Raw genomic sequence first — 22904 nt, 5'->3', positions numbered from 1 at the left:
TGATCAGTAGCAAGGCGCGTACTTCACACGCTCCGTAGGCAATTCTTGGCGAATTGTCACATCTACAACCTTCCTGCCCTATGTCATAAATAACCCGTCGCCATGGCAGGCCCGACGGCGGGCCTCTCGGGGGTGCGTGGCGCCCGCACGAGAGGGCGTTCATGACAAGACGGGCGTTCACCAGCCGAAGGACCGTGCTCCTGGCCTCGGCGACCCTGCTCGCGACCGCCGGCACCGCGCTGCCCGCGTCCGCGGGACGGGCGCCGACACCGCCGACACCGCAGAAGGCCGCCGAGCGGGCGCTGCACGCGCTCGCCGAACGCGGCGCGCAGGTGCGCGGCGGAGACGGGCAGGCGTTCCGCGTCGTCAGGGTCACCCTGGACCGGGACGGCACCTCCCACACTCGAATGACGCGCACCTACGACGGGCTACCGGTGCTGGGCGGCGACCTCGTCGTCCACCAGTCGGCCTCTGGCGCGTGGCGCGGCAGCAGCGGCACGCTCGCCGAGGCGCCGGCCGACTCCAGCCCGGAGGTCCCCGCCAAGACCGCCGAGAAGCGCGCCGTCACGAAGCACCGCAAGACGAAGGGCTCCCCCGCGCTCGTCGTCGAGGCGCGCACCGGCGACCACCAGCCCCGCCTCGCCTGGCGCGTCCAGACCGTCGGCACGCAGGCCGACGGGACCCCGAGCCGCGTCTTCACCTCCGTGGACGCCGCGACCGGCAAGGTCCTGCTGCGCGAGGAGACCGTCCGCACCGCGGCGGGCGACGGCCAGTCGCTCTACACCGGGACGGTCCCGCTGGAGACCACCGCCTCGGGCAGCACCTTCCAGCTGAAGGACCCGACGCGCGGCAACACCTACACCGGCGACGCCGGGAACCAGACCGACCTCTGCTTCCTCGGCTGGTGCATCAGGCGCGCCCCCGCCACGCTGTTCACCGACGCCGACAACCACTGGGGCACCGGGACGACGTCCGACCGCTCCACCGTCGCCGTCGACGCCCAGTTCGGCACCAACATGACCTGGGACTTCTACAAGAACGTCTTCGGCCGCACCGGCATCGAAGGCGACGGCGCGGGATCGTACAACCGCGTCCACTACGGCAGCTCCTACGCCAACGCCTTCTGGGACGACTCGTGCTTCTGCATGACCTACGGCGACGGTGACGGCACCCAGTTCGGCCCGCTGACGTCTCTGGACGTGGCCGCGCACGAGATGAGCCACGGCGTCACCAGCGCGACCGCGAACCTCACCTACTCCGGGGAGTCCGGCGGGCTGAACGAGGCGACGTCCGACATCATGGCCGCAGCCGTCGAGTTCTACGCGAACAACTCCAACGACGTCGGCGACTACCTGGTCGGCGAGGAGGTCGTCCTGTCCGGCCTCGGCCGGGCAGCACTGCGGTTCATGGACAAGCCCAGCAAGGACGGCAACTCGGCCGACTCCTGGTCGTCCACCACCAAGAACCTCGACGTGCACTACTCCTCGGGCGTCGCCAACCACTTCTACTACCTGCTGTCCGAGGGCAGCGGCGCGAAGACGATCAACGGCGTCTCCTACAACAGCCCCACGTCCAACGGCTCGACGATCACCGGCATCGGCCGGGACGCCGCCACGAGGATCTGGTACCGGGCGCTGACCACCTACATGACGTCCTCGACCGACTACAAGGGGGCGCGCACGGCGACCCTGAACGCGGCCACGGACCTCTACGGCGCGGGCAGCACCCAGTACAGCACCGTGGCCGCCGCCTGGTCCGCGGTGAACGTCACCTAGAGACCCCTGTTCCGGAACGAGGGCCCCGCATCAGCGTCCGATCCGCGGCGCGGGTGCGGGGCTTTACCGGGTTGATGATCCACGGCGCGGGGCCATGGTGAAGAATCAGGGACATGGCTACGACACGCACCGCGAACGCACACTGGGAAGGCTCGCTCATCGAGGGCCAGGGGACGGTCTCGCTGGACTCCTCGAAGCTCGGCACCTACGACGTGACCTGGGCATCGCGATCCGAGGAGCCGGGCGGGCGGACGAGCCCGGAGGAACTCATCGCCGCCGCCCACTCCACCTGCTACTCGATGGCGCTCTCGCACGCCCTCGCCGGGGCCGGAACGCCGCCGGAGAAGGTGGACACCAAGGCGGAGGTCACGTTCCAGCCGGGCGAGGGCATCACCGGCATCCACCTGACCGTCCGGGCGAGCGTGCCCGGCCTGTCCGCGGCCGACTTCGAGAAGGCCGCCCAGGGCGCCAAGGAGAACTGCCCCGTCAGCAAGGCCCTCACGGGCACCAAGATCACCCTGGACGCCGCCCTCGTCTGAGGACGCCGTCAGCCGGCGGCGGCCGGTTCCGCCCTGTTCGGGACCGCGCCGCCGTACCGGCGGTCGCGTGAGGCGTACAGCTCGCACGCGTGCCACAGGTGGCGCCGGTCGAAGTCCGGCCAGAGCGTGTCGAGGAACACCATCTCCGCGTACGCCGACTGCCACAGCAGGAAATTGGACGTGCGCTGCTCCCCCGACGAGCGCAGGAACAGGTCGACGTCCGGGATGCCGGGCTCGTCCAGGTAGCGGGCGAAGACCTTCTCGTTGACCTTGTCCGGGTTGAGCCGGCCGTCCCGGACGTCGCGGGCGATCGCCGCCGCCGCGTCCGCGATCTCCGCCCGCCCGCCGTAGTTCACGCAGAACTGCAGCGTGAGGACGTCGTTGTGGCGCGTCATCTCCTCGGCCGTCTCCAGCTCCTTGATGACGCTGCGCCACAGCCTCGGCCGCCGGCCCGCCCACCGCACCCGCACGCCCATGGAGTGGAGCTGGTCGCGGCGGCGGCGGATCACGTCCCGGTTGAAGCCCATCAGGAACCGCACCTCGTCCGGCGACCTCTTCCAGTTCTCGGTGGAGAACGCGTACGCCGACAGGTAGGGGACGCCCAGCTCGATCGCCCCCATGATCACGTCGAAGAGCGAGTCCTCGCCGCGCTTGTGCCCCTCGGTGCGCGGCAGCCCGCGCTCCTTCGCCCAGCGGCCGTTGCCGTCCATGACGATGGCGATGTGCCGCGGCACGAGGTCCGCGGGGATCGCGGGCGGGGTGGCGCCGTCGCGGTGCGGCTCCGGCGGCGATACGGCCCTGCTCAAACTCGCTCCCTGTCGATGTCGTCGTACGCGTGGTCGTACGCGTGGTCGTGTGCGTGGTCGTGCGGGGCCTCGGGAGGGGCTTGGCGCTCCACGTGGCGAAGCGACCGGATCCCGTGTTCCAGATGCCACTGGAGATAGGCGGCCACCAGGCCGCTGGACTCGGCCCGGTGGCGCTGCTCGCTGCCGTCGGCGTACTCCCAGTCGCCGCGCAGCAGCGCCAGCATCAGGGCGAACGTCGGCGGCGCCGGGGTCGCGGCGCCCGGCTGCCGGCAGTTCGCGCAGATCGCGCCGCCCGCCGCGATCGCGAACCCGCGCAGCCCGCCGCGGGTGCCGCAGCGGCAGCACTCGTCGAGCGCGGGCGCCCACCCGGCGACCGACAGCGAGCGCAGCAGGAAGGCGTCCAGGACGAGCCGGGGGTCGTGGCGGCGCTCGGCGAGCGTGCGCAGCCCGCCGACCAGCAGCAGGAACTGCCGCAGCGCGGGCTCGCCCTCCTCGCTCGTCAGCTTCTCGGCCGTCTCCAGCATCGCCGTCCCCGCCGTGTAGCGGGGGTAGTCGCTGACGAGCGCCTCCCCGTACGGGCGCAGCGTCTCGGCCTGCGTGATGAGGTCGAGGGAGCGCCGCTCGTAGAGCTGGAGGTCCACGTGGGTGAACGGCTCCAGCCGCGCCCCGAAACGGGACCTGGTCTTGCGGACCCCCTTCGCCGCGGCGCGGATCCGGCCGGTGCGCCGGGTCAGCACCGTCACGATGCGATCGGCCTCGCCCAGCTTCTGGGTGCGCAGGACGATGCCTTCGTCGCGGTAGAGGGTCACCCCCTCATTCTGACGCACGCCGCGCGATGCCTCGGTGCGGCGTCGGACATCTCCCCAGGATCCCCACAAGTCACCCGACTGGTTCCGCTCCGCTTCGCACCAATCACATAACGTGACCGGATTCGGCCGCGGCGGCGCGCCGAAAATTGTGGCTCGAATCACGCGGAACTGGCAGCGTTGTGGCATGAGATGCCACATCGTGCCACCGCACATGCTGGAGCGGATCGCCCGCGACGCCGATGATCCGGCCCTCCGCGACCGCGCGCGCCGTACGCTGGCGCTCACCTCGGCGCAGTTCGCCGACCGGAAGACGGCCGCGGCCGGGGCCCCCGCCCCCTCCGCGGACTTCGTCCCCGACCGGACGATCGGCGACGCCGGCGGCCGCGAGGAGCTGCCCGGCCGCACCGTGCGCGCCGAGGGGGCGCCCGCCACCGGCGACGAGGCCGCCGACCAGGCCTACGACTGGCTCGGCGCGACGTTCGACTTCTTCGAGGCCGCCTACCGGCGCAACTCGATCGACGGCGCCGGCCTGCGGATGGTCTCGACCGTCCACTACGGCGACAAGTACGACAACGCCTTCTGGAACGGCGAGCAGATGGTGTACGGCGACGGCGACGGCGTCCTGTTCACCGGGTTCACCGGCCCCCTCGACGTCACCGGGCACGAACTCACCCACGGCATCACGCAGTACACCGCCAACCTGGAGTACTACGGTCAGGCGGGCGCGCTCAACGAGTCCATGTCGGACGTGTTCGGCTCGCTCATCAAGCAGTGGCATCTCGGGCAGACCGCCGACCGGGCCGACTGGCTCATCGGGCAGGGCCTCCTCGCCCCCGGCGTCCGCGGCGTCGCGCTCCGCTCGCTGAAGGAGCCCGGCACCGCCTACGACGACCCGCGCCTCGGCAAGGACCCGCAGCCCGCCCACATGGACCACTACGTCGAGACCTACCGCGACAACGGCGGCGTCCACATCAACTCGGGCATCCCCAACCGCGCCTTCTACCTCACGGCCACCGCCATCGGCGGCAACGCCTGGGAGAGCGCCGGCCGCGTCTGGTACGACACGCTCACCGGCGGCACTCTGGCCGCCGATGTCGACTTCGCCGGGTTCGCCGCCGCGACCGTCCGGTCCGCCGTCCGGCTCTACGGTGCCGACGCGGTCGAGACGAAGGCGGTGAACCGGGCCTGGACGGGGGTAGGTCTCCCCCAGCAGCCGAACGGATAGCGCAGTGAGAGTGACAGTCGTCCGCAGCGGAGGATTCGCGGGGATCGAACGGCGCGCCGAGTCCGACAGCGCCAGCGACCCCATGCTGACGAGGCTCGTCCACCGGGTCGACCTGAAGACGGTCCCGCCGCCGGGCCGGATCCCCGACCAGTTCCTCTACGAAATCGACATCGACGGCGACCGAACGACCGTCGGCGAGGCCCAGCTCCACGGCCCGCTCCGCGAACTCGTCCACCACGTCCTCGGCCGGGCCCGCTGACCCGATCGCCTCACCCCCCGGAGCCCGGCCGGGGGCGAGGCGTCCACCCCGTGGTCACCGGCCGGTGACCACGGGGTTCAGCGGCACGCCGAGGCTCACTTCTCCTGAGCGCGGGCCACCCGGTTCACGGCGGACAGGATCGCCTTGAGGGACGCGGTCACGATGTTGCCGTCGATGCCGACGCCCCACACGGTCGTCCCGTTCACGTCGCACTCGACGTAGGCGGCGGCGCGGGCGTCGCCGCCGGCGCTCATCGCGTGCTCGGCGTAGTCCAGCACCCGCACGTTGATCCCGACCGTGGCGAGCGCGTCCTCGAACGCGGAGACCGGGCCGTTGCCGACGCCCTCGATCTCGCGGATCTCGCCGTCGACGCGGACGTCGCAGCTGAGCGCGTCCTTCTCGTCCACCCGGGACGTGGCGCGGTGCGCCAGCAGGCCGGCGCGCGGGCCGTTGGCGAAGAACTCGGCCTGGAAGATCTCCCACATGCGCTCGGGCGTGACCTCGCCGCCCTCGCTGTCGGTGTGCTCCTGCACCACCCGCGAGAACTCGATCTGCAGCCGGCGCGGCAGTTCCAGGGAGTGCTCGGTCTTCATGACGTAGGCGACGCCGCCCTTGCCCGACTGGCTGTTGACGCGGATCACGGCCTCGTACGTCCGGCCGACGTCGTGCGGGTCGATCGGCAGGTACGGGACCTCCCAGGGGTACTCCTCCACCGGCGACCCGGCGGCCTCGGCGTCCCGCTTCAGGTGGTCGAAGCCCTTGTTGATGGCGTCCTGGTGGGAGCCGGAGAACGCGGTGTAGACCAGGTCCCCGCCGTAGGGGTGCCGCTCGTGGACGGGCAGCTGGTTGCAGTACTCGACCGTCCGGCGGATCTCGTCGATGTCGGAGAAGTCGATCTGCGGGTCGACGCCCTGGGTGAACAGGTTCAGGCCCAGCGTGACCAGGCAGACGTTGCCGGTGCGCTCGCCGTTGCCGAACAGGCAGCCCTCGATGCGGTCGGCGCCCGCCAGGTAGCCCAGCTCGGCGGCGGCGACGGCCGTGCCGCGGTCGTTGTGGGGGTGCAGCGACAGGATGACGGAGTCGCGGTAGGCGAGGTTCCGGTTCATCCACTCGATCTGGTCGGCGTACACGTTCGGCGTCGCCATCTCGACGGTCGCCGGCAAGTTGACGATGACCTTCCTGTCCGGGGTCGGCTTCCATACGTCGTTGACGGCGTTGCAGACCTCCACGGCGTACTCCAGCTCGGTGCCGGTGAACGACTCCGGCGAGTACTGGAAGAAGATCTCGGTGTCGCCCATGTCCTCGGCGAGCTTCGCGCACAGCTTGGCGCCCTCGACGGCGATGGCGGTGATGCCGTCCTTGTCCTGGCCGAACACGACGCGGCGCTGCAGCGTGCTGGTCGAGTTGTACAGGTGCACGATCGCCCGCCCGGCGCCGCGCACCGCCTCGAAGGTCCGCTCGATCAGCTCCGGCCTGGCCTGCGTCAGGACCTGGATCACCACGTCGCCGGGGATCCGGTCCTCCTCGATGATCTGCCGGACGAAGTCGAAGTCGGTCTGGCTGGCCGCCGGGAACCCGACCTCGATCTCCTTGTAGCCCATCGCCACCAGCAGCTCGAACATCTTGAGCTTGCGGTGGGCGTCCATCGGGTCGATCAGCGCCTGGTTGCCGTCCCGCAGGTCGACCGCGCACCAGCGCGGGGCCTCGGTGATGACCTGGTCCGGCCAGGTCCGGTCGGTCAGCCTGATCGGCGCGAACCCGCGGTAGCGCTGGAAGGGCATGCCGGAGGACTGCTGTTGCGGATACATCCGTTGAGATCTCTCTGCTCGAACCTCGCGGCCGACGTCCACGTCAAAGTCCCGCAGCGAGGGAGCCGGCCTGTCTTACAGGCCCCCGCTGCGGCCGCTAAGGAGGAGCAGCTCACGCAACACGATCGTCAAGTTAACAGATGCCATCCGTGTTACGGAAACCGGCGTCCGCATGTTGAGACGAGAAGGGCCTTCTCCATCTCACCGGAACGCTCGCCGGCGGCCGCGCCATTCCCCGGCAGCTCCCATTAGGGGACGAGCACGCAGAGGCAGGTCACGCAGCCGTCGAGAGCCTCGAACTCGCTGATGTCGACGCTCGTGACGCGCAGGCCGTCGGCCGCCAGCCCCGCCGCCGTGCGCGGCGCCGACGCGGCCATCAGGACGTGGTCGGGGCCGAGCGGCACCACGTGGGCGCCCGACGGTTCGGGAGCGACGCGCAGGCACGGCAGCACCGAGGTGTCCACCATCTCGGGGATGCCGATCAGGCCGCCGTCGGGCAGCGCGGTCAGCGCCGACTTCAGGTGCAGGCAGCCGCGGGTGTCCACCGGCACGACCTTCCGCCCGCCCAGCAGGTGCGCGAGCTGGCAGATGCCCTCCTCATTCGTGCGGTCGCCGCGCCCCACGTAGACGGTGTCCCCGACGCTCAGCACGTCGCCGCCGTCCAGGGTGCCCGGATCCTTGATCCGCTCGATCCGCAGGCCGAGCTCGCGCGCCGCCAGCTCCGCGCCAGGCCGCTCGCCCCGGCGGCGCTCCTCCCCCGACCGGCACACGATCGCGAGGTCGCCGGCGACGACCAGGACGTCCTCGATGAACACCGCGTCGGGCCGGTCGTCGGCCGGCGGCGCCGCGCGGACCCGCCAGCCCGCCGACCGCAGCGCCGCGACGTACGCCTCGTGCTGCCGCGCGGCGAGCGCGGCGTCCACGCGGCGGCGGGCGGCGTGGGTGACGATCCCCTCCGCGATCCGCGGGCCGGGGGCCCGGACGAGCGCTCTGCCGGCGCGGCCCATGTCAGCGCGACGCCCCCTCGGTGGTCACGATCACGCCCAGCGCGTACGCGGGGGACATGCCGAGCAGGTCCGCGACGCCGTGCAGGGCCTGCCGCTCGCCCTCGCCGAGCGGGCCGTCCGCGAGCCCGATCCGGACGGCCTGCGCCAGGAACCACTCCTTGGCCTCCACCGCGAGCTGCGCCCCGGCCTGGACGACCTCCCGCTCCAGGAACGTGCGGCGCAGCCCGAGGTCGGCGTTCACGGCGTCGGCGTCGTAGTCGGGCTCGCCGTACCCGGTGACCGTGGCGATCGCGCGGGCGCGGGCCACCGCGTCGGACGGGTCGCCGGCCCGCAGCACCAGGGCGGCCGCCGCCCGCATGCCCGCGGCCAGCGTCTCCGCCATCTGCTGCGCGGTCGGCGTCCGCAGCGCCGAGCCGGGGAAACGGCCCCGGCACGTCCGGCACTCGACGGCGTGGCCGAGCCGCCACAGCGGGATCATCGGGACGAAGAACACCGAGAACCAGCGGCGGCCCGCACGCCTGCGGTAGGGACGGTCGCCCCCGCACTGCGGGCAGTGGAACGTCCCCTCGCTGACCGTACGGAACACCGCCGTGAGGCCGAAAACGAGCAACACCCGGGTTCTCCTCCCATAACGGACTTCGTCCAAAGTACCGACACGGGGGCGCCGACGTGGCCGTCCCGGTCAATGCCGTTCCTGCCTTTACGCTGGGTTCATGACCGGTGACCTGGGTTCCGACGCGGAACGTGCGCGCTCCCGCCCGTCCTTCCTGCCGCCCGTCGACGGCTACCCGCCGCCCGCCGCCGACCCGGCCGAGGCCGCGGAGGCGCCCGCCGGGCCGCCCGCCGCGCGGCGCGGCACCCCGTGGATCCTCGCCGTGGTCGCCTCCGCGTCGGCGCTGCTCGTGTCGGCGTTCCTGCCGTGGGCGCACGCGCAGGTCGTCGTCGACCTGTTCGGCCGCACGCTCAGCCGCGACCTCGGCAGCGTCGCCGGCATCGACGCCGACGACATGGTCCTCGCCGTCCCGGTGCTGGCCGTCGTCTCGATCGCGCTGGCCTTCTGGGACCTGATCGGCCGCGACGCCCGGATCGGCGGGCTCGCCGCCGTCCCCGGCACGCTCGCCCTGCTGGTCTGCGGGATCTTCGTGCTGCGGCTGGGCGACGTCCGCGACGACCTGCCCGAGACCGGCCTCGACCTCGGCTACCAGATCACCGTCCGCTACGGCTGGTACCTCGGGGTCGTCGCGGCCCTGTTCGTGGTCGGTTTCAGCCTCGCCCGCCCCATCGGCGAGCGGGTGTCGCGGTCGCAGCAGCCGGACGAGTACCAGCCGGAGCTCGCCTACCCGGGCCAGCCGGGCGACTACGCCTCCTGGCCCGAGGAGGACCAGGCCTGGGGCCGCCGGGAGGACCCGCTGTCGTCCGGGTCGCCCGCCGAGGAGGAGCAGCGTAAGGATCAGCCGTAGGGGCGGCGCCGGTCGTAAGGCGGTGTCGTCGTAGGGCGACGTCAGTCGTAGGGCGACGTCAGTCGTAGGGCCGGCGTCAGTCGTAGAAACCGAGCCGGCGGAGCTGCTTCGGGTCGCGCTGCCAGTCCTTGAGGACACTGACGCGCAGGTCGAGGAAGACCTTGGTGCCGAGCAGCGCCTCGATCTGCCGCCGCGCCGCCGCGCCCACCTCGCGGAGCCGCGAGCCCTTGTGCCCGATGATGATGCCCTTCTGGCTGGGCCGCTCGACGTACAGGTGCGCGTAGACGTCGACGAGGTCGTCGCGGCCCTCGCGCGGCGCCATCTCGTCGACCACCACGGCGATCGAGTGGGGCAGTTCCTCCCGGACGCCCTCCAGCGCCGCCTCGCGGATCAGCTCGCTGATCAGGACCTGCTCGGGCTCGTCGGTGAGGTCGCCCTCCGGGTAGAGCGGCATCCCCTCCGGCAGGTGGGAGATCAGCAGGTCGCCGACGAGATCGACCTGGAAGCCGCTCTCGGCGGAGCACGGCACGATGTCGGCGAACTCCCCCAGCCGGCCGACCGCGAGGAGCTGCTCGGCGACCTGCTCGGGCGCGGCCAGGTCGGTCTTCGTCACGATCGCCACCACGGGCGTCTTCTTCACCCCGGCCAGCTCGCGGGCGATGTACTTGTCGCCCGGCCCGACGGGCTGGTCGGCCGGCACGCAGAAGCCGATCGCGTCCACCTCGGTCAGCGTGGACCGGACGAGGCTGTCCAGCCGTTCCCCGAGCAGCGTCCGGGGCTTGTGCAGGCCGGGCGTGTCGACGACGACCAGCTGCGCGTCCGGCCGGTGCACGATGCCCCGGATCGCCCGCCGCGTCGTCTGCGGGCGGCTGCTGGTGATCGCCACCTTCGTCCCGACGAGCGCGTTCATCAGGGTCGACTTCCCCACGTTCGGGCGGCCGATGAAGCACGCGAACCCCGCCCGGCGCCCCTCCGGCGTCCCATTCCCCAGACTCGTCACACGTCGATTGTCCCTTACCCGGCCGTGCGCCCGGCACGTCCGGGCATGCCGCGGGGGCGCCCGGGCGATGGAGCGGACCTGTGCGCCACCCCGTACGCTTGGCGGCGTGAGCGAGCTGAACGCCGAGGACGCGAAGATCATCACCCTGGCCAGGTCGGCACGGGCCCGCACGGGCGCCGCCGAGGGCGCCGCCGTGCGCGACGAGACGGGCCGCACCTACTCCGCCACGAGCGTGGACCTGCCGTCCCTGAAGCTCTCGGCCCTCAAGGCCGCCGTAGCGATGGCCGTCTCCAGCGGCGCCGAAGACCTGGAGGCCGCCGCCGTCGTCACCGAGGACGACGCTCCCGACCCCGCCGACGTCGCCGCCGTCCGCGACCTCGGCCCCAAGGCGCCCGTCCTCGTCGCGGGCCACGACGGGACCTTGCGCACGACCCGCTGAGCCCTGCGCACGACCCGCTGAGCCGCGGTCCTAGCGTGCCCGGTCCGGTTCCCCGGTGTCGGACGCGTCCGCGGCGGTCGCGCCCAGCCGGTGCACCAGCACGGTGCCGATGCGGTTGCGGCGGCCGGCGATCGTCTCCGCCTTGAGGGACAGAACGGGGTCGCCCTCGCCGGGGCCGACCTCCGCCGTGGAGCCCTCGATGGGGACGCGGCCGAGGGCGTGCGCCAGCAGCCCGCCGACCGTCTCGACGTCCTCGCCGTCGAGCTCGACGTCGAACAGCTCGGCGAGGTCCTCGACGGGCAGGCGGGCGGTGACGCGGGCGGCGCCGTCCGGGAGCCAGGTCACCGGCGGGATCTCGCGGTCGTACTCGTCGGTGATCTCCCCGACGATCTCCTCCAGGATGTCCTCGATGGTGACGAGGCCCGCGGTGCCGCCGTACTCGTCGATGACGATCGCGACGTGGATCTGCCGGGCCTGCATCTCGCGCAGCAGCTCGTCGATCGGCTTGCTGTCGGGCACGTAGGTGGCCGAGCGCATCACCGAGTCGACCGTCTCGACCGACTCCCCCTCGCGGTGCTCCTGGCTGCGGCGGACGATGTCCTTCAGGTAGGCGATGCCGACGACGTCGTCCTCGTTCTCGCCGACGACGGGGATGCGGGAGAAGCCGCTGCGCAGTGCGAGCGACATCGCCTGCCGCAGCGTCTTGGTGCGCTCGACGAACACGATGTCGGTGCGCGGCACCATCACCTCGCGGACGAGGGTGTCGCCCAGCTCGAACACCGAGTGGATCATCTCCCGCTCGACCGGCTCGATCAGGCTGCGCTGCTCGGCGAGGTCGACCAGGTCGCGCAGCTCCGCCTCGGACGCGAACGGGCCCTCCCGGAAGCCCTTGCCGGGCGTCAGCGCGTTGCCGAGCGCGATCAGCAGCGCGGGCAGCGGCCCGAGCACCCGGGTCACCGGATGGATCACCGCGGCGCCGGCCAGCGCGATCCGGTCGGCGTGCTGGATGCCGAGCGTGCGCGGCCCGACCCCGATCACCACGTAGCTGACCAGGATCATGACCACCGCGGCGGTCACGTAGGCGCGCCACGTCTCGTCCAGCCAGGAGATGCACAGGTCCGCCACGATCACGGTCGCGACCAGCTCGCAGCCGATGCGCAGCAGCAGCACCATGTTGACGTAGCGGGCGGGGTCTGCGACCACCTCGGCCAGCCGTTTCGCGCCGCGCCGCCCCTCGCGGACGACCTCCTCGACGGTGACGCGCGACACCCGGGCCAGCGCCGTCTCGGTGCCGGCCAGCAGGCCCGCCATGAACACCAGGCCCACCGCCAGGGCGGACAGCCACACCTGCGCGGTGCTCATCAGCCGCCGCGTTCCTCCCGCCAGGAGGCGAGGAGCTCGGCCTGCAGGCCGAACATCTCCTTGTGCTCCTCCGGCTCAGCGTGGTCGTAGCCGAGGAGATGGAGGATGCCGTGCGCGCACAGCAGCTCCAGCTCCGCCTCGGTGTCGTGCCCGGCCTCGCGCGCCTGGCGCTCCGCCACCGCCGGGCACAGGACGACGTCGCCGAGCAGCCCCGGATCGGTCTCGCCGTCCTCGTCGGCGCCGCCGGACATGTGGCCGGGGCGCAGCTCGTCCATGGGGAAGGACAGCACGTCGGTCGGGCCCGGTTCGTCCATCCACTTCTCGTGCAGCTCGGTCATCGCGGCCTCGTCGACCAGCAGGATCGACAGCTCCGCCAGCGGGTGGACGCGCATGCCGTCGAGGACGTGCCGGGACAGCTCCCCGATGGCCCTCTCGTCGACCGGCACGCCCGACTCGTTCAGCACCTCGATGCTCACTGCCGCCCCCGCTTGCGGGACCCGCCGCGGCCGGCCGCGCCCTGCTTGAACTCCGGCACCCGCGTCTCGTCCCAGCGGTTGTAGGCGTCGACGATGTCGGTGACGAGCTTGTGCCGGACGACGTCGCGGCTGTCCAGCCGGCAGAAGTCGATGTCCTCGACGCCCTCCAGGATGTCCTGGACGACGCGCAGCCCGCTCGTCTGCCCGTTCGGCAGGTCGACCTGGGTGACGTCGCCGGTCACGACGACCTTCGAGCCGAAGCCGAGCCGGGTGAGGAACATCTTCATCTGCTCGGCCGAGGTGTTCTGCGCCTCGTCCAGGATGATGAACGAGTCGTTCAGCGTCCGTCCGCGCATGTACGCCAGGGGGGCGACCTCGATGGTGCCGGCGGCCATCAGGCGCGGGATCGAGTCCGGGTCGACCATGTCGTGCAGCGCGTCGTAGAGCGGCCGCAGGTACGGGTCGATCTTCTCGTAGAGCGTTCCGGGCAGGAACCCGAGCCGCTCCCCCGCCTCGACCGCGGGGCGCGTCAGGATGATGCGGTTGACCTGCTTGTCCTGCAGCGCGCGGACGGCCTTGGCCATCGCCAGGTAGGTCTTGCCGGTGCCGGCGGGACCGATCCCGAACACGATCGTGTGCTTGTCGATCGCGTCGACGTAGCGCCGCTGGTTCAGCGTCTTCGGGCGGATCGTCCGGCCCCTGCTGGACAGCACGTCCAGGGTCAGGACCTCGGCCGGGCGGGCGTCGCTCTCGCCGCGCAGCATCGCCAGGCTGCGCTCGACCGCGTCGGGGGTGAGCTGCGTGCCGCCCTTCAGCAGTTCGAGCATCTCGGTGAAGAGCCGGGACACCAGGTCGGTGTCGCTCTCCGCGCCGGTCACCGTGATCTCGTTGCCGCGGACGTGGATGTCGATGTCGCTGCCGAACGCCTGCTCGATCGCGTGGAGCAGCTCATCCCGGGAGCCGAGCAGGCTCACCATCGAATGGTCGTCCGGCACCACGATCTTGATCTGCGAGCGCGAGCCGTTGCGGTCGTCGCGCCCCGTGCGAGTTGCCCTCGTGTGAGTTGATTCGACCATCAGCCGGGCCTTGCGGCCTTTCGGACCTGCCTTCTGTCTGCTCCGGGTGTCCAGTTGGCTTCCATCGTACTGGGCACCCACGACACGACGCCGAAAGGTTTTTCGCGTGGCGTGACGTCCGCCCGGCCGCGCGGGGGTCAGCCGGGCGGCCAGTTCAGGCCGCGGCCGCCGAGCACGTGGACGTGCACGTGGAAGACGGTCTGCCCGGCCTGGACGCCGGTGTTGAACACGAGCCGGTAGCCGCTCTCGGCGATGCCCTCGTCGACGGCGACCTCGTGGGCCTCCCGGACGACCTCGGCGAGCAGCCCGGCATCGGACGCGGCGAGCTCGGCCACCGTCGGATGGTGGTCCCGCGGGATGACCAGCACGTGCGTGGGCGCCTGCGGGTTGATGTCCCGGAACGCCACCGTCCCCGCCGACTCCCGGACGATCTTGGCGGGCACGTCCCCGGAAACGATCTTGCAGAACAGGCAGTCGATCATCTGTCTCCCCTCGCAACGGCCCGTGACCGCCCCGGAATCCTACCGACCCCCGCGCGGCCGGGCCCGCCGCGCTCCGCGCCCGACGCGTTTTTTCGGGAGCCGACCTCCGTTTGCGGTCACCATCGCGACCGGTCACTGGTTAAGGTTGTCAGCTCAGGCGTACCCCCCGGTTCGCAAGGGATTGCGGCATGCTCGGCGCCGGGCGGGGACACCGATTCGTGCCGCCCCGAGGGCGACCGTCCGAATGGAGACGGCCGGGGCCGGCAGAGGCGGCGGACAGGTGACCGAGGCAGACCAGGAATTGCCCTTCCGTAAACCGGGTGAGGAGGGCACGCGTCGAACTGACGTGACCGAGACCCTCGTGGCCAGGGGCACGGCCGGGGCAGTGGCCGTCGCCTGGGACGCCGATCAGGCGGTGACCGCGCTCTACAGCGCCAACTACCGCTCGCTCGTACGCCTGGCAGCCATGCTCGTCCGCGACGCCGGGACGGCCGAAGAGGTCGTCCAGGACGCCTTCGTCGCCATGCACGGCGGCTGGCGGCGGCTGCGCGACCCCGACAAGGCCCTGTCGTACCTGCGCCAGTCCGTGGTGAACCGGTCGCGATCGGTGCTCCGGCACCGCGCCGTCGTCGAGAAGTACGCCCCGAAGGGCCTGCCGGACGCGCCGAGCGCCGAGGCCGGGGCCATCGGGGAGCTGGAACGCTCGGCGGTCATCGACGCGTTGTCCCGGCTTCCCGCCCGCCAGCGGGAGGCACTCGTCCTGCGCTACTACGCCGATCTCTCCGAAGCGGAGATCGCGGGCGCGATGGGCATCTCCCGAGGCGCCGTGAAGAGTCATACGGCGCGCGGAATGACCGCGCTACGCAACGTCCTGGAGCAGTTCTCATGACCACCGACCCCCACGACGAGCTCGGCGAGATCCTCCGCCGCGCCCTGCACGCGGAGGCGGACGCGGTCAACCCCGCGAGCGACGGCCTGGAGCACATCCGGGCCCGGATAGCCGACGGCCGGCGCCGCCGGTTCGGTATCGGACGGTTCGGCCCCGCCCGGTTCGGGTTCGACCGGTTCACCGTCAACTGGGCGCGGCCCGTCCTCGCCGTGGCCGCCTCCGTGGCGATCGCCGCGCTCGGCGTGACGGCCCCGCAGACCATGAACCTCATCCAGCAGACGGTCGGCAACAACGGGCCGTCCGGCGGCGGGCAGAACAACAGCGACGGCGACCGCACCGACGCCCAGGGCAACCCGGAGTTCCCCGACCCGTCGTCGCCGGGGAGCAGCCCGTCCGGCGCGCCGTCGGCCTCGTCGACCTCGGCCCCGAGTTCCAAGCCGGGGCTGTCGTCCTGCCGCATCCCGCCGCCGTCGGTGGGCGCGGCCTCCGGCTCGCCAGGCGCGACCGCCGCGCCGGCCACGGCGACCACGCCGTGCCCGAGCAGCACCCCGACGACGGAGCCGCCCGTGTCGACCACGCCGGAGCCGCCCGCGCCGCCGACGTCGGAGAAGCCCACCGACACGCCCACGCAGGCGCCGACGAGCGAGCCGGCGAACACGACCGAGCAGGGCGCCGCGACCACCCCCTGACGTCCCGGGCGGGCGGCCCTACCAGCGTCCGGTGGCGGCCAGCAGCACGCTGGCCGCCGCCACCCCGGCGGTCGACGTGCGCAACACGGTCGGGCCGAGCCTTGCGGGACGCCCGCCGGCTGCGGCGAACCGGTCCAGTTCCGCCTCCGTGATCCCGCCCTCCGGGCCGACCACGAGCACGATGTCGCCCTCCGCGGGCGGCTCCACGGCGCTCAGCGGCGCCTCGGCCTCCTCGTGCAGGATCAGGGCCAGGGACGCGCCGGCCATCCGCGCGGCGACGTCCTCGGTGGACGCCAGCTCCGGCACCTCGGGCAGCCGGCCGCGCCGCGCCTGCTTGCCCGCCTCCCGCGCGGTCGCGCGCCAGCGTGCGAGTGCCTTGTCGCGGCGTTCGGGACGCCACCGGGTGACGCAGCGGTCCGCCGCCCACGGGACGATCACGTCCACGCCGACCTCGGTCATGACCTCGACCGCCAGCTCGCCCCGGTCGCCCTTCGGCAGGGCCTGGACGACCACGAGGCGCGGCGAGGGCGGCGGCTCCCTGTGCCGGCTTCGCACGTCCAGGGTGAGGGACGCCCGGTCCGCGGCGGTGACGACGCACTCGGCCAGCAGGCCCGCGCCGTCGGTCAGGTCGACGCGCTCACCGGGCCGCAGCCGCCGCACGGCCGCCGCGTGCCGCCCCTCGGGCCCGTCCAGGACGACCGTGTCCCGCTCGAGCGCGTCCGTACCCGCGAGGAACACCGGCGGGCTCATGAGGGACCTCCATGGTCACCCTGCTCCGAATCGCCGCGGCGGCCCTCCCGGTAGGCCGCCGCCACCTCGCTTCAGTGCTGGTTGAAGACGTCCTTGATGCGGGAGAACACGCCGCTGCGCTGGCCGGGCGCGAACTTGCCGGGCGGGCGCTCCTCGCCGCGCAGCGCCGCGAGGCGGCGGAGCAGGTCCTCCTGCTCCTCGTCCAGCCGGTTCGGCGTCTCCACGTTGACGTGGATCATCAGGTCGCCGCGGCCGCTCTCGTTGAGGTGCCGCACGCCCCGGTTGTAGAGCGTGATGACCTGCCCGGACTGCGTGCCGGGCTTGATGTCGACGCTCTCGGCCGCGTCCAGCGTCTCGATGGTCACGCTGGTGCCGAGCGCCGCCGCGGTCATCGGGATCTCGACCGTGCAGTGCAGGTCGTCGCCCTCCCGCTCGAAGATCGGGTGCGGCTTCTCCACGATCTCCAGGAACAGGTCGCCGGGCGGGCCGCCGCCCGGGCCGACCTCGCCCTCGCCGGCGAGCTGGATGTGGATGCCGTTCTCCACCCCGGCCGGGATCTTGACCTTGACGGTCCGCCGGGTGCGGACCCGGCCGTCGCCGGAGCACTCGGTGCACGGGTTGCGGATCACCGAGCCGAACCCGCCGCACGCCGGGCACGGCCGGGCCGTCATGACCTGGCCGAGGAACGAGCGCTGCACCTGCTGCACCTCGCCGCGCCCGTGGCAGGTGTCGCACGTGTCCGGGTGGGTGCCGGGCGCGCAGCCCGACCCCTCGCAGGCGCCGCAGGCGACCGCGGTGTCGATGGACAGCTCGCGGGTCGTGCCGAACGCGGTCTCGCCGAGGTCGAGCTCGACCCGCAGCGTCGCGTTCCGGCCGCGCCGCGCCCGCGACCGCGGGCCGCGCGAGGTCGCCGTCCCGAAGAAGGCGTCCATGATGTCGCTGAACGGGAACCCGGCGCCGCCGAAGCCGCCGGCGCCCGCCCCCGCCCCGGACGCGAACGGGTCCGCACCGAGGTCGTACATCTCGCGCTTCTTCGGGTCGGAGAGCACCTCGTACGCCTGGGTGATCTCCTTGAACTTCTCCTGGGTCTCCGGATCAGGATTGACGTCCGGGTGAAGCTCCCGGGCGAGCCGGCGGTAGGCCTTCTTCACCTCGTCGGCGCTGGCGTCGCGCCGGACGCCCAGGGTCGCGTAGTAGTCGTTCGCCACCTTACGACCCCGCCAGGATCTGTCCCACGTAGCGTGCCACTGCCCGTACCGCTCCCATCGTGCTGGGGTAATCCATGCGTGTAGGCCCGAGCACTCCAAGCCGGGCCAAGGTGAGGTCGCCCACCCCGTAGTCCGCGGCGACGACCGAGGTCGATCGGAGCCCCAGGTCGGGGTTCTCGGTGCCGATCCGCACCGTAACTGTAGAGGAGTCTCCGGTCTCGCCGAGCAGCCGCATGAGGACGACCTGCTCCTCAAGTGCCACCAGTACCTCCCGCAGGCTCTGCGAGAAGTCCACGGCGGCGAGGTTGGCCGCGCCGGCGAAAACGATCTTCTCTTCGTGGTTCTCGACGAGCGTCTCCAGCAGGACCGACAGCACCGCCGCCGCGACCGGCCGGTCGTCCGGCCCCACCTTCTCGGGGAGGTCGGCGACGGCGGCCGGCACTTCGCCGAAGCCGAGCCCGTCCAGGCACGTGTTGAGCAACGCCCGCAGGTGCCCGATCGATTCCTCGGACAGGCCGGCGGGCGTCTCGATGAGCCGCTGCTCCACCCGCCCGGTGTTGGTGATCAGGACGAGCAGCAGCCGTCCCTCGGCGACCGGGACCAGCTCCACGTGCCGCACCGACGAGCGGGTCAGCGACGGGTACTGCACGACGGCGACCTGCCGGGTGAGCTGCGCGAGCAGCCGCACCGTGCGGCCGACGACGTCGTCGAGGTCGTAGGCGCCCGACAGGAACGTCTCGATCGCGCGCCGCTCGGCGACCGAAAGCGGCTTGATCGTGGACAGCCGGTCGACGAACAGCCGGTAGCCCTTGTCTGTGGGAACGCGCCCGGCGCTGGTGTGCGGCTGGGCGATGTAGCCCTGCTCCTCCAGCACCGCCATGTCGTTGCGGATGGTCGCCGGCGACACCCCGAGGTTGTGCCGGTCCGCCAGGGCCTTCGACCCCACCGGTTCGTTGGTCGAGACGAAGTCCTCGACGATGGCGCGCAGGACCGCGAGTTTCCGGTCGTCCAGCACGGCCTCACCTCCCTCGTCCGGCCGGCCCGTGCCGCTGGCACTCCTTACTCTGGAGTGCCAATTGTACGGCCCCGGGACCCCGATCGGAGTGCCTGTGCACTCCCCGCACGGCTGCGCGATCCTATCCGTATCGAACGCGGACGCCACGCCGAGGGACGAGGAGCGACGCCACGCGGCCGTTCCGGAGGGTTAATGTGCGGACCCGTGCACAGTAAGGACTACGGAAACGACGTGCTCGCCGGCGACTGGCGCAGGCCCCGGAAAGGGCAGATTCCCGAGGTCGCGGCGGAACCCGGGCTGGTGGCGGAGGATCCGGGCAGCGGCTTCTGCGGCGCGGTGGTCGGCTGCGACAAGTTCGGCGTCACCCTGGAGGACCGGTTCGGCAAGCGGCGCGTGTTCCCGCTCACCAAGTCCGGCTTCCTGATCGACGGCAAGCCGGTCACGCTGGTCCGGCCGACCGCCGCGCCCAAGGGGCCGGCGCGTTCGGCGTCCGGGTCCATCGCCGTCCAGGGGCTGCGCGCCCAGGTGGCCAAGGAGAGCCGCATCTACGTGGAGGGCGTCCACGACGCCGAGCTTGTCGAGAAGATCTGGGGACACGACCTGCGCGTCGAGGGCGTCGTCGTGGAGTACCTCGAAGGCGTGGACGACCTGCCCGCCATCGTCGAGGAGTTCGGCCCTGGCGAGGAGCGCCGTCTCGGCGTCCTCGTCGACCACCTGGTGGAGGGGTCCAAGGAGTCCCGGATCGCCGCGCGGGTGTCGTCCCCGCACGTCCTCATCACCGGGCATCCCTTCATCGACATCTGGGAGGCGGTCAAGCCGGCGGCCGTCGGCATCCGCGCCTGGCCCCGCATCCCGCGCGGCATCCCGTGGAAGGAGGGCGTCGTCGCCGAACTCGGCTGGGGCGTCGAGACCGGCGCCGCGTGGAAGCGGATCCTGAACTCGGTCAACTCCTACACCGACCTGGAGCCCGACCTCCTGGGCCGGGTGGAGGAGCTCATCGACTTCGTCACTGCGTAGCCCAGGCGCAGGTGGCTGGGCTCGCCACCTGCGCCTAGGTCAGGTCGCGGACCAGTGCGTCGGCCAAGAGGCGGCCACGGAGGGTCAGGACGGCGCGGCCCTGCTCGTAAGGTGCCGGTTCCAGCAGGCCCTCATCGATGGCTCTGCGGACGGCCTTGTCGTCCAGGAGTTCGGTGGGACAGCCCTGGGCCAGGCGTAGTTCGAGCATGATGCGCTCGATGTGGCGGTCGTCGTCGGTCAGGATCTCCCTGGCGTGGGCGGGCGTGGTGCCTTCGGCCAGGCGAGAGGCGTAGGCGGCGGGATGCTTGACGTTCCACCAGCGCGTTCCGCCGACGTGGCTGTGCGCGCCTGGGCCTACGCCCCACCAGTCGGCGCCCGTCCAATAGAGCATGTTGTGGCGGCAGGCGGCGGAGGGGTCGGCGGCCCAGTTGGAGATCTCGTACCAGTGCAGGCCGTGGGCGCTGAGCATCTCGTCTGCGATGAGGTAGCGGTCGGCCATGGCGTCGTCGTCGGGCGCGGTCAGTTCACCCCGCCTCACCTGCGCCGCCAGGCGGGTGCCCTCCTCCACGATGAGCGCGTACGCCGACACATGGTCTGGTTCTGATGCCAGGGCCGCCTCCAGGGAGGCTTTCCAGTCGTCGTCGGTCTCCCCTGGCGTCCCGTAGATGAGGTCCAGGTTGATGTGCTCGAAGCCCGCCCTACGCGTCCACTCGACGACTTGCGGGACGCGCCCGGGGGTGTGGGCGCGCTCCAGGACGGCTAGGACGTGCTCGCGCGCGCTCTGCATGCCGTACGAGATACGGGTGAACCCGGCCTGCCGGAGTTCGGCCACGTACCTCTCGTCCACCGATTCGGGATTCGCCTCCGTGGTGATCTCCGCGTTCCTGGCGAGCCCGAACTCGGCGTCGATCGCGGCCAGGATTCGGCCCAGGTCGTCAGGCGGAAGCAGCGTCGGTGTGCCGCCGCCCACGAAAACCGTCTCGACGGGGAGGTCCGCGTCCCCGAGCACACGGCGGGCCGTGCGCACCTCGCCGATGGCGGTGTCGGCGTAGGAATCACGGCTCGCCCCAGGCCCGAGTTCCGTCGCGGTGTAGGTGTTGAAGTCGCAGTACCCGCACCGCGTCACGCAGAAGGGCACATGGACGTAGAAGGCGAAGGGACGGTCCCCGAGGCCGTTCAGGGCGCTGCCGGGCAGCGCACCGTCGGCCGGTACGGGATCACCATCGGGAAGGGTCGAGGGCACCCCTCAAGTCTGCCTCGCGTGCAGCCCTGCTTCAGACCTCGTCGAGCTTGGCGCGGAGCCAGTCCGGGATGTGGGTCTCCGAGCGGGGGAAGCGGTCGAGGTCCAGGGCGTAGGCGGACGGGGTGAGGGGCGGGGTGAAGTCGGGCTCGCCGTCGTAGTCGAACTCGGCGCTGAACCGGCCGGAGCGCTCGATCTGCAGGCGCGCGGTGAACCAGGCGCCCTTGCCGCTGCGGTACATGACGCGGCGCAGCTCGTCCATCCTGCCGATGGCCTGCCCCGGCGGGATGGCGGTGCGGCGCCCGCCGCCGGCGTCCTCGACCTCGAACGAGGCGCTGTCGATGCCCACGGTCGCGCGGAACTCGAAGTCGAGCCGTTCCCAGCCGTCGGGGGCGGCGGAGCGCAGCGCGCGGACGGCGCCGTTCACCGTTTCCCGTTCCTTCGCAGAACGCAGAACCTGCTCGGGGTGGGTCACGCTACCTCCGGGAGGTCGGGTCGGGACCGTCTGGCCGCTGCTTCCGACCGTACCGACATACGCGCCCAGGTCGAGCAACCACCGCCGTGTCGTGGTGAAACCACCCGCCGCGCGGCCGGAATGGAGCGTGCCGACCCTCTTGGGTGGATAGTGTCATCGGGATGGTGGACGAGGGTGCGACCGAGCGGGGACGCGCGCCGGCGCGCGTGTTGCTGCAGGGCGAGCCGGACGGCTGGCACTGCGTGGTGGTCGACGGGGCGGGCGGCGAGCGGCGCAGCGACTTCGCCGGCGCGGGAACGCGCTGGTCGACGGGCGGGGGCGGCGATCCCGAACCGCCGTGGTGGCGGCGCAGGCTCGCCGAGACGGCCGAGGGGCTGCGGGAGGCGGTCGCCGAGCGGCTGACCGACGCGACGTTCCGCGCCCTCGGCGTCGAGGCCGTGATCACCTGGTTCGCGGTGGACGAGCCGGTCGCGTGGGAGGGGCTCGTCACGCTCCGGGAGGCCGATCCGGCGCGGTTCCCCGGCCGGGTCGCGCCGTTCGTGATCACGCTGGAGCCGGGGCGCGGGGCGCTGCTGCCGGAGGCGAACCTGCTGTTCTCCACGCACGCCCCCGACGCGTGGACGACGCTCGCCGCGGTCGCCGAGCGGTGCGGCACCCCGCCGCCGAAGGCGTCGCTGCTGTGCGGCTGGGCCGATCATCGCAGCGTCCGGGTGGGTCGCGGGACGCTGGCGCTGTCCACCGACCGGGGCGAGGACGGCGTGGAGCGGCTCGCCGAGATCTGCGGGACGCGGTCGCCCGGCTGGAGCGGCAACCCGGAGATGCGGTTCCGGGTGGACGGCGTCGACCTGCTCGACGAGCCCGCCCGCGACGTGGTCGCGCTGCTGCGGGAACTGGGGCACGAGGTCGTCCGGCGGGGGCGCACGGTCCGGCTGGCCGCGTCCGGGCTCACGCTCTACGGGCCCGACCTGCCCGGCGACGCCGAGCCCTTCACGGCGGTGTCGCTGCAGCCGCCCGCCGTCCCCGCGCCGCACCGGACGCCGCACCGGAGCCGTGCCTGAAGGCTCACCGAGCCGACACCCGCGGGCGACCCTGCCGTCA

The 22904-nt window shown here is 72.1% G+C and carries 25 protein-coding genes; 10 read left to right on the top strand and 15 right to left on the bottom strand.

The genetic code is table 11. The features are described 5' to 3' along the window. Window positions 1-161: 161 nt before the first annotated feature. Window positions 162-1775 (top strand): M4 family metallopeptidase, encoded by a 1614-nt coding sequence (locus tag SM418_RS27815; RefSeq protein ID WP_371944503.1) that lies wholly within the window; start codon window positions 162-164, stop codon window positions 1773-1775. Window positions 1776-1888: 113 nt separating this feature from the next. Next, the gene (locus tag SM418_RS27810; RefSeq protein WP_371944505.1) at window positions 1889-2314 is read left to right on the top strand and encodes an OsmC family protein; all 426 of its coding nucleotides are present in this window, start codon (window positions 1889-1891) and stop codon (window positions 2312-2314) included. An 8-nt stretch (window positions 2315-2322) separates the two neighbouring features. On the opposite strand, the gene SM418_RS27805 is transcribed toward SM418_RS27810, so the two are convergent. Together SM418_RS27805 and recO are read right to left on the bottom strand one after the other, a co-directional pair. Beyond that, complete coding sequence (locus tag SM418_RS27805) at window positions 2323-3120, bottom strand: isoprenyl transferase (protein WP_371944507.1); 798 nt, start codon at window positions 3118-3120, stop codon at window positions 2323-2325. Continuing rightward, window positions 3117-3929, bottom strand: coding sequence for a DNA repair protein RecO (recO, locus tag SM418_RS27800; RefSeq protein WP_371944509.1), 813 nt, complete (start codon window positions 3927-3929; stop codon window positions 3117-3119). Before recO ends, SM418_RS27805 begins: the two co-directional genes overlap by 4 nt. A gap of 184 nt (window positions 3930-4113) precedes the next feature. Between recO and SM418_RS27795 the strand changes: the two genes are divergently transcribed. Both SM418_RS27795 and SM418_RS27790 read left to right on the top strand, forming a co-directional pair. Then, window positions 4114-5154 carry a M4 family metallopeptidase gene (locus SM418_RS27795; RefSeq protein WP_371944511.1) on the top strand — a complete coding sequence of 347 codons (1041 nt, stop codon included), beginning with the start codon at window positions 4114-4116 and terminating at the stop codon, window positions 5152-5154. 4 nt (window positions 5155-5158) lie between these two features. Beyond that, complete coding sequence (locus tag SM418_RS27790; RefSeq protein ID WP_371944513.1) at window positions 5159-5413, top strand: protealysin inhibitor emfourin; 255 nt, start codon at window positions 5159-5161, stop codon at window positions 5411-5413. A 95-nt stretch (window positions 5414-5508) separates the two neighbouring features. Here SM418_RS27790 and leuA read toward each other — a convergent pair whose 3' ends face one another. The 3 genes from leuA to SM418_RS27775 all read right to left on the bottom strand — a co-directional run bounded on the left by leuA (window position 5509) and on the right by SM418_RS27775 (window position 8841). After that, a complete protein-coding gene (gene leuA, locus SM418_RS27785) occupies window positions 5509-7221 on the bottom strand; it encodes a 2-isopropylmalate synthase (RefSeq protein ID WP_371944515.1) in 1713 nt (570 codons plus the stop codon). Between the two features lie 248 nt (window positions 7222-7469). Then, complete coding sequence (ddaH, locus tag SM418_RS27780; protein ID WP_371944516.1) at window positions 7470-8228, bottom strand: dimethylargininase; 759 nt, start codon at window positions 8226-8228, stop codon at window positions 7470-7472. 1 nt (window position 8229) lies between these two features. Beyond that, the gene (locus SM418_RS27775; RefSeq protein WP_371944518.1) at window positions 8230-8841 is read right to left on the bottom strand and encodes a hypothetical protein; all 612 of its coding nucleotides are present in this window, start codon (window positions 8839-8841) and stop codon (window positions 8230-8232) included. 100 nt (window positions 8842-8941) lie between these two features. On the opposite strand from SM418_RS27775, the gene SM418_RS27770 reads away from it, so the two are divergent. Then, window positions 8942-9688, top strand: coding sequence for a hypothetical protein (locus SM418_RS27770; RefSeq protein ID WP_371944520.1), 747 nt, complete (start codon window positions 8942-8944; stop codon window positions 9686-9688). A 76-nt stretch (window positions 9689-9764) separates the two neighbouring features. Here SM418_RS27770 and era read toward each other — a convergent pair whose 3' ends face one another. After that, window positions 9765-10688 carry a GTPase Era gene (gene era, locus SM418_RS27765; protein WP_371944521.1) on the bottom strand — a complete coding sequence of 308 codons (924 nt, stop codon included), beginning with the start codon at window positions 10686-10688 and terminating at the stop codon, window positions 9765-9767. Window positions 10689-10794: 106 nt separating this feature from the next. Between era and SM418_RS27760 the strand changes: the two genes are divergently transcribed. Further along, window positions 10795-11127, top strand: a complete 333-nt coding sequence (locus SM418_RS27760; protein WP_371944523.1) for a cytidine deaminase-like protein — start codon at window positions 10795-10797, stop codon at window positions 11125-11127. Between the two features lie 30 nt (window positions 11128-11157). Here the strand turns inward: SM418_RS27760 and SM418_RS27755 are convergent, their stop codons facing one another. The 4 genes from SM418_RS27755 to SM418_RS27740 form a co-directional block, all read right to left on the bottom strand. Next, entirely contained in the window at window positions 11158-12489 is a 1332-nt protein-coding gene (locus tag SM418_RS27755) for a hemolysin family protein (RefSeq protein ID WP_371944525.1), read from the bottom strand. Beyond that, the gene (gene ybeY, locus SM418_RS27750) at window positions 12489-12965 is read right to left on the bottom strand and encodes an rRNA maturation RNase YbeY (protein ID WP_371944526.1); all 477 of its coding nucleotides are present in this window, start codon (window positions 12963-12965) and stop codon (window positions 12489-12491) included. Before ybeY ends, SM418_RS27755 begins: the two co-directional genes overlap by 1 nt. Beyond that, entirely contained in the window at window positions 12962-14041 is a 1080-nt protein-coding gene (locus SM418_RS27745) for a PhoH family protein (protein ID WP_371944527.1), read from the bottom strand. The genes ybeY and SM418_RS27745 overlap by 4 nt, the downstream gene beginning before the upstream one ends. Window positions 14042-14178: 137 nt before the next feature. Continuing rightward, window positions 14179-14523 (bottom strand): histidine triad nucleotide-binding protein, encoded by a 345-nt coding sequence (locus SM418_RS27740; protein WP_371944528.1) that lies wholly within the window; start codon window positions 14521-14523, stop codon window positions 14179-14181. A 346-nt stretch (window positions 14524-14869) separates the two neighbouring features. Here SM418_RS27740 and SM418_RS27735 point away from each other — a divergent pair, with 346 nt between their 5' ends. Further along, the gene (locus tag SM418_RS27735; protein ID WP_243718326.1) at window positions 14870-15412 is read left to right on the top strand and encodes a SigE family RNA polymerase sigma factor; all 543 of its coding nucleotides are present in this window, start codon (window positions 14870-14872) and stop codon (window positions 15410-15412) included. Then, entirely contained in the window at window positions 15409-16101 is a 693-nt protein-coding gene (locus SM418_RS27730; RefSeq protein ID WP_371944529.1) for a hypothetical protein, read from the top strand. The genes SM418_RS27735 and SM418_RS27730 overlap by 4 nt, the downstream gene beginning before the upstream one ends. Before the next feature lie 18 nt (window positions 16102-16119). Here the strand turns inward: SM418_RS27730 and SM418_RS27725 are convergent, their stop codons facing one another. From SM418_RS27725 to hrcA, 3 genes are all read right to left on the bottom strand, one after another. Further along, on the bottom strand, window positions 16120-16851 hold the full coding sequence (locus SM418_RS27725; RefSeq protein WP_371944530.1) for a 16S rRNA (uracil(1498)-N(3))-methyltransferase: 732 nt from the start codon (window positions 16849-16851) through the stop codon (window positions 16120-16122). Window positions 16852-16922: 71 nt separating this feature from the next. Beyond that, entirely contained in the window at window positions 16923-18059 is a 1137-nt protein-coding gene (gene dnaJ, locus SM418_RS27720) for a molecular chaperone DnaJ (protein WP_371944531.1), read from the bottom strand. Window position 18060: 1 nt separating this feature from the next. Continuing rightward, window positions 18061-19074, bottom strand: a complete 1014-nt coding sequence (gene hrcA, locus SM418_RS27715) for a heat-inducible transcriptional repressor HrcA (protein ID WP_371966123.1) — start codon at window positions 19072-19074, stop codon at window positions 18061-18063. Between the two features lie 204 nt (window positions 19075-19278). Between hrcA and SM418_RS27710 the strand changes: the two genes are divergently transcribed. Beyond that, entirely contained in the window at window positions 19279-20091 is an 813-nt protein-coding gene (locus SM418_RS27710) for a DUF3097 domain-containing protein (protein WP_371944534.1), read from the top strand. A gap of 34 nt (window positions 20092-20125) precedes the next feature. Here SM418_RS27710 and hemW read toward each other — a convergent pair whose 3' ends face one another. After that, window positions 20126-21334 carry a radical SAM family heme chaperone HemW gene (gene hemW, locus SM418_RS27705; protein ID WP_371944535.1) on the bottom strand — a complete coding sequence of 403 codons (1209 nt, stop codon included), beginning with the start codon at window positions 21332-21334 and terminating at the stop codon, window positions 20126-20128. Window positions 21335-21365: 31 nt separating this feature from the next. Further along, window positions 21366-21758 (bottom strand): antitoxin YezG family protein, encoded by a 393-nt coding sequence (locus SM418_RS27700; protein WP_371944537.1) that lies wholly within the window; start codon window positions 21756-21758, stop codon window positions 21366-21368. Window positions 21759-21967: 209 nt separating this feature from the next. Between SM418_RS27700 and SM418_RS27695 the strand changes: the two genes are divergently transcribed. Beyond that, complete coding sequence (locus SM418_RS27695) at window positions 21968-22864, top strand: hypothetical protein (RefSeq protein ID WP_371944538.1); 897 nt, start codon at window positions 21968-21970, stop codon at window positions 22862-22864. Window positions 22865-22904 lie beyond the last annotated feature (40 nt).

This window comes from Actinomadura chokoriensis (assembly GCF_041463665.1).
Classification (GTDB): domain Bacteria; phylum Actinomycetota; class Actinomycetes; order Streptosporangiales; family Streptosporangiaceae; genus Spirillospora; species Spirillospora chokoriensis_A.
This window is presented reverse-complemented; position numbering and strand designations above follow the sequence as displayed.

Bases quoted from the DNA above. Each gene is read 5' to 3' on its own strand.
- SM418_RS27695 (WP_371944538.1), top strand. From the start codon at position 21,968: ATGGTGGACGAGGGTGCGACCGAGCGGGGACGCGCGCCGGCGCGCGTG.
- SM418_RS27740 (WP_371944528.1), bottom strand. From the start codon at position 14,523: ATGATCGACTGCCTGTTCTGCAAGATCGTTTCCGGGGACGTGCCCGCC.
- SM418_RS27755 (WP_371944525.1), bottom strand. From the start codon at position 12,489: ATGAGCACCGCGCAGGTGTGGCTGTCCGCCCTGGCGGTGGGCCTGGTG.
- ddaH (WP_371944516.1), bottom strand. From the start codon at position 8,228: ATGGGCCGCGCCGGCAGAGCGCTCGTCCGGGCCCCCGGCCCGCGGATC.
- SM418_RS27770 (WP_371944520.1), top strand. From the start codon at position 8,942: ATGACCGGTGACCTGGGTTCCGACGCGGAACGTGCGCGCTCCCGCCCG.
- SM418_RS27745 (WP_371944527.1), bottom strand. From the start codon at position 14,041: ATGGTCGAATCAACTCACACGAGGGCAACTCGCACGGGGCGCGACGAC.
- SM418_RS27815 (WP_371944503.1), top strand. From the start codon at position 162: ATGACAAGACGGGCGTTCACCAGCCGAAGGACCGTGCTCCTGGCCTCG.
- SM418_RS27795 (WP_371944511.1), top strand. From the start codon at position 4,114: ATGAGATGCCACATCGTGCCACCGCACATGCTGGAGCGGATCGCCCGC.
- SM418_RS27730 (WP_371944529.1), top strand. From the start codon at position 15,409: ATGACCACCGACCCCCACGACGAGCTCGGCGAGATCCTCCGCCGCGCC.
- SM418_RS27810 (WP_371944505.1), top strand. From the start codon at position 1,889: ATGGCTACGACACGCACCGCGAACGCACACTGGGAAGGCTCGCTCATC.
- SM418_RS27725 (WP_371944530.1), bottom strand. From the start codon at position 16,851: ATGAGCCCGCCGGTGTTCCTCGCGGGTACGGACGCGCTCGAGCGGGAC.
- leuA (WP_371944515.1), bottom strand. From the start codon at position 7,221: ATGTATCCGCAACAGCAGTCCTCCGGCATGCCCTTCCAGCGCTACCGC.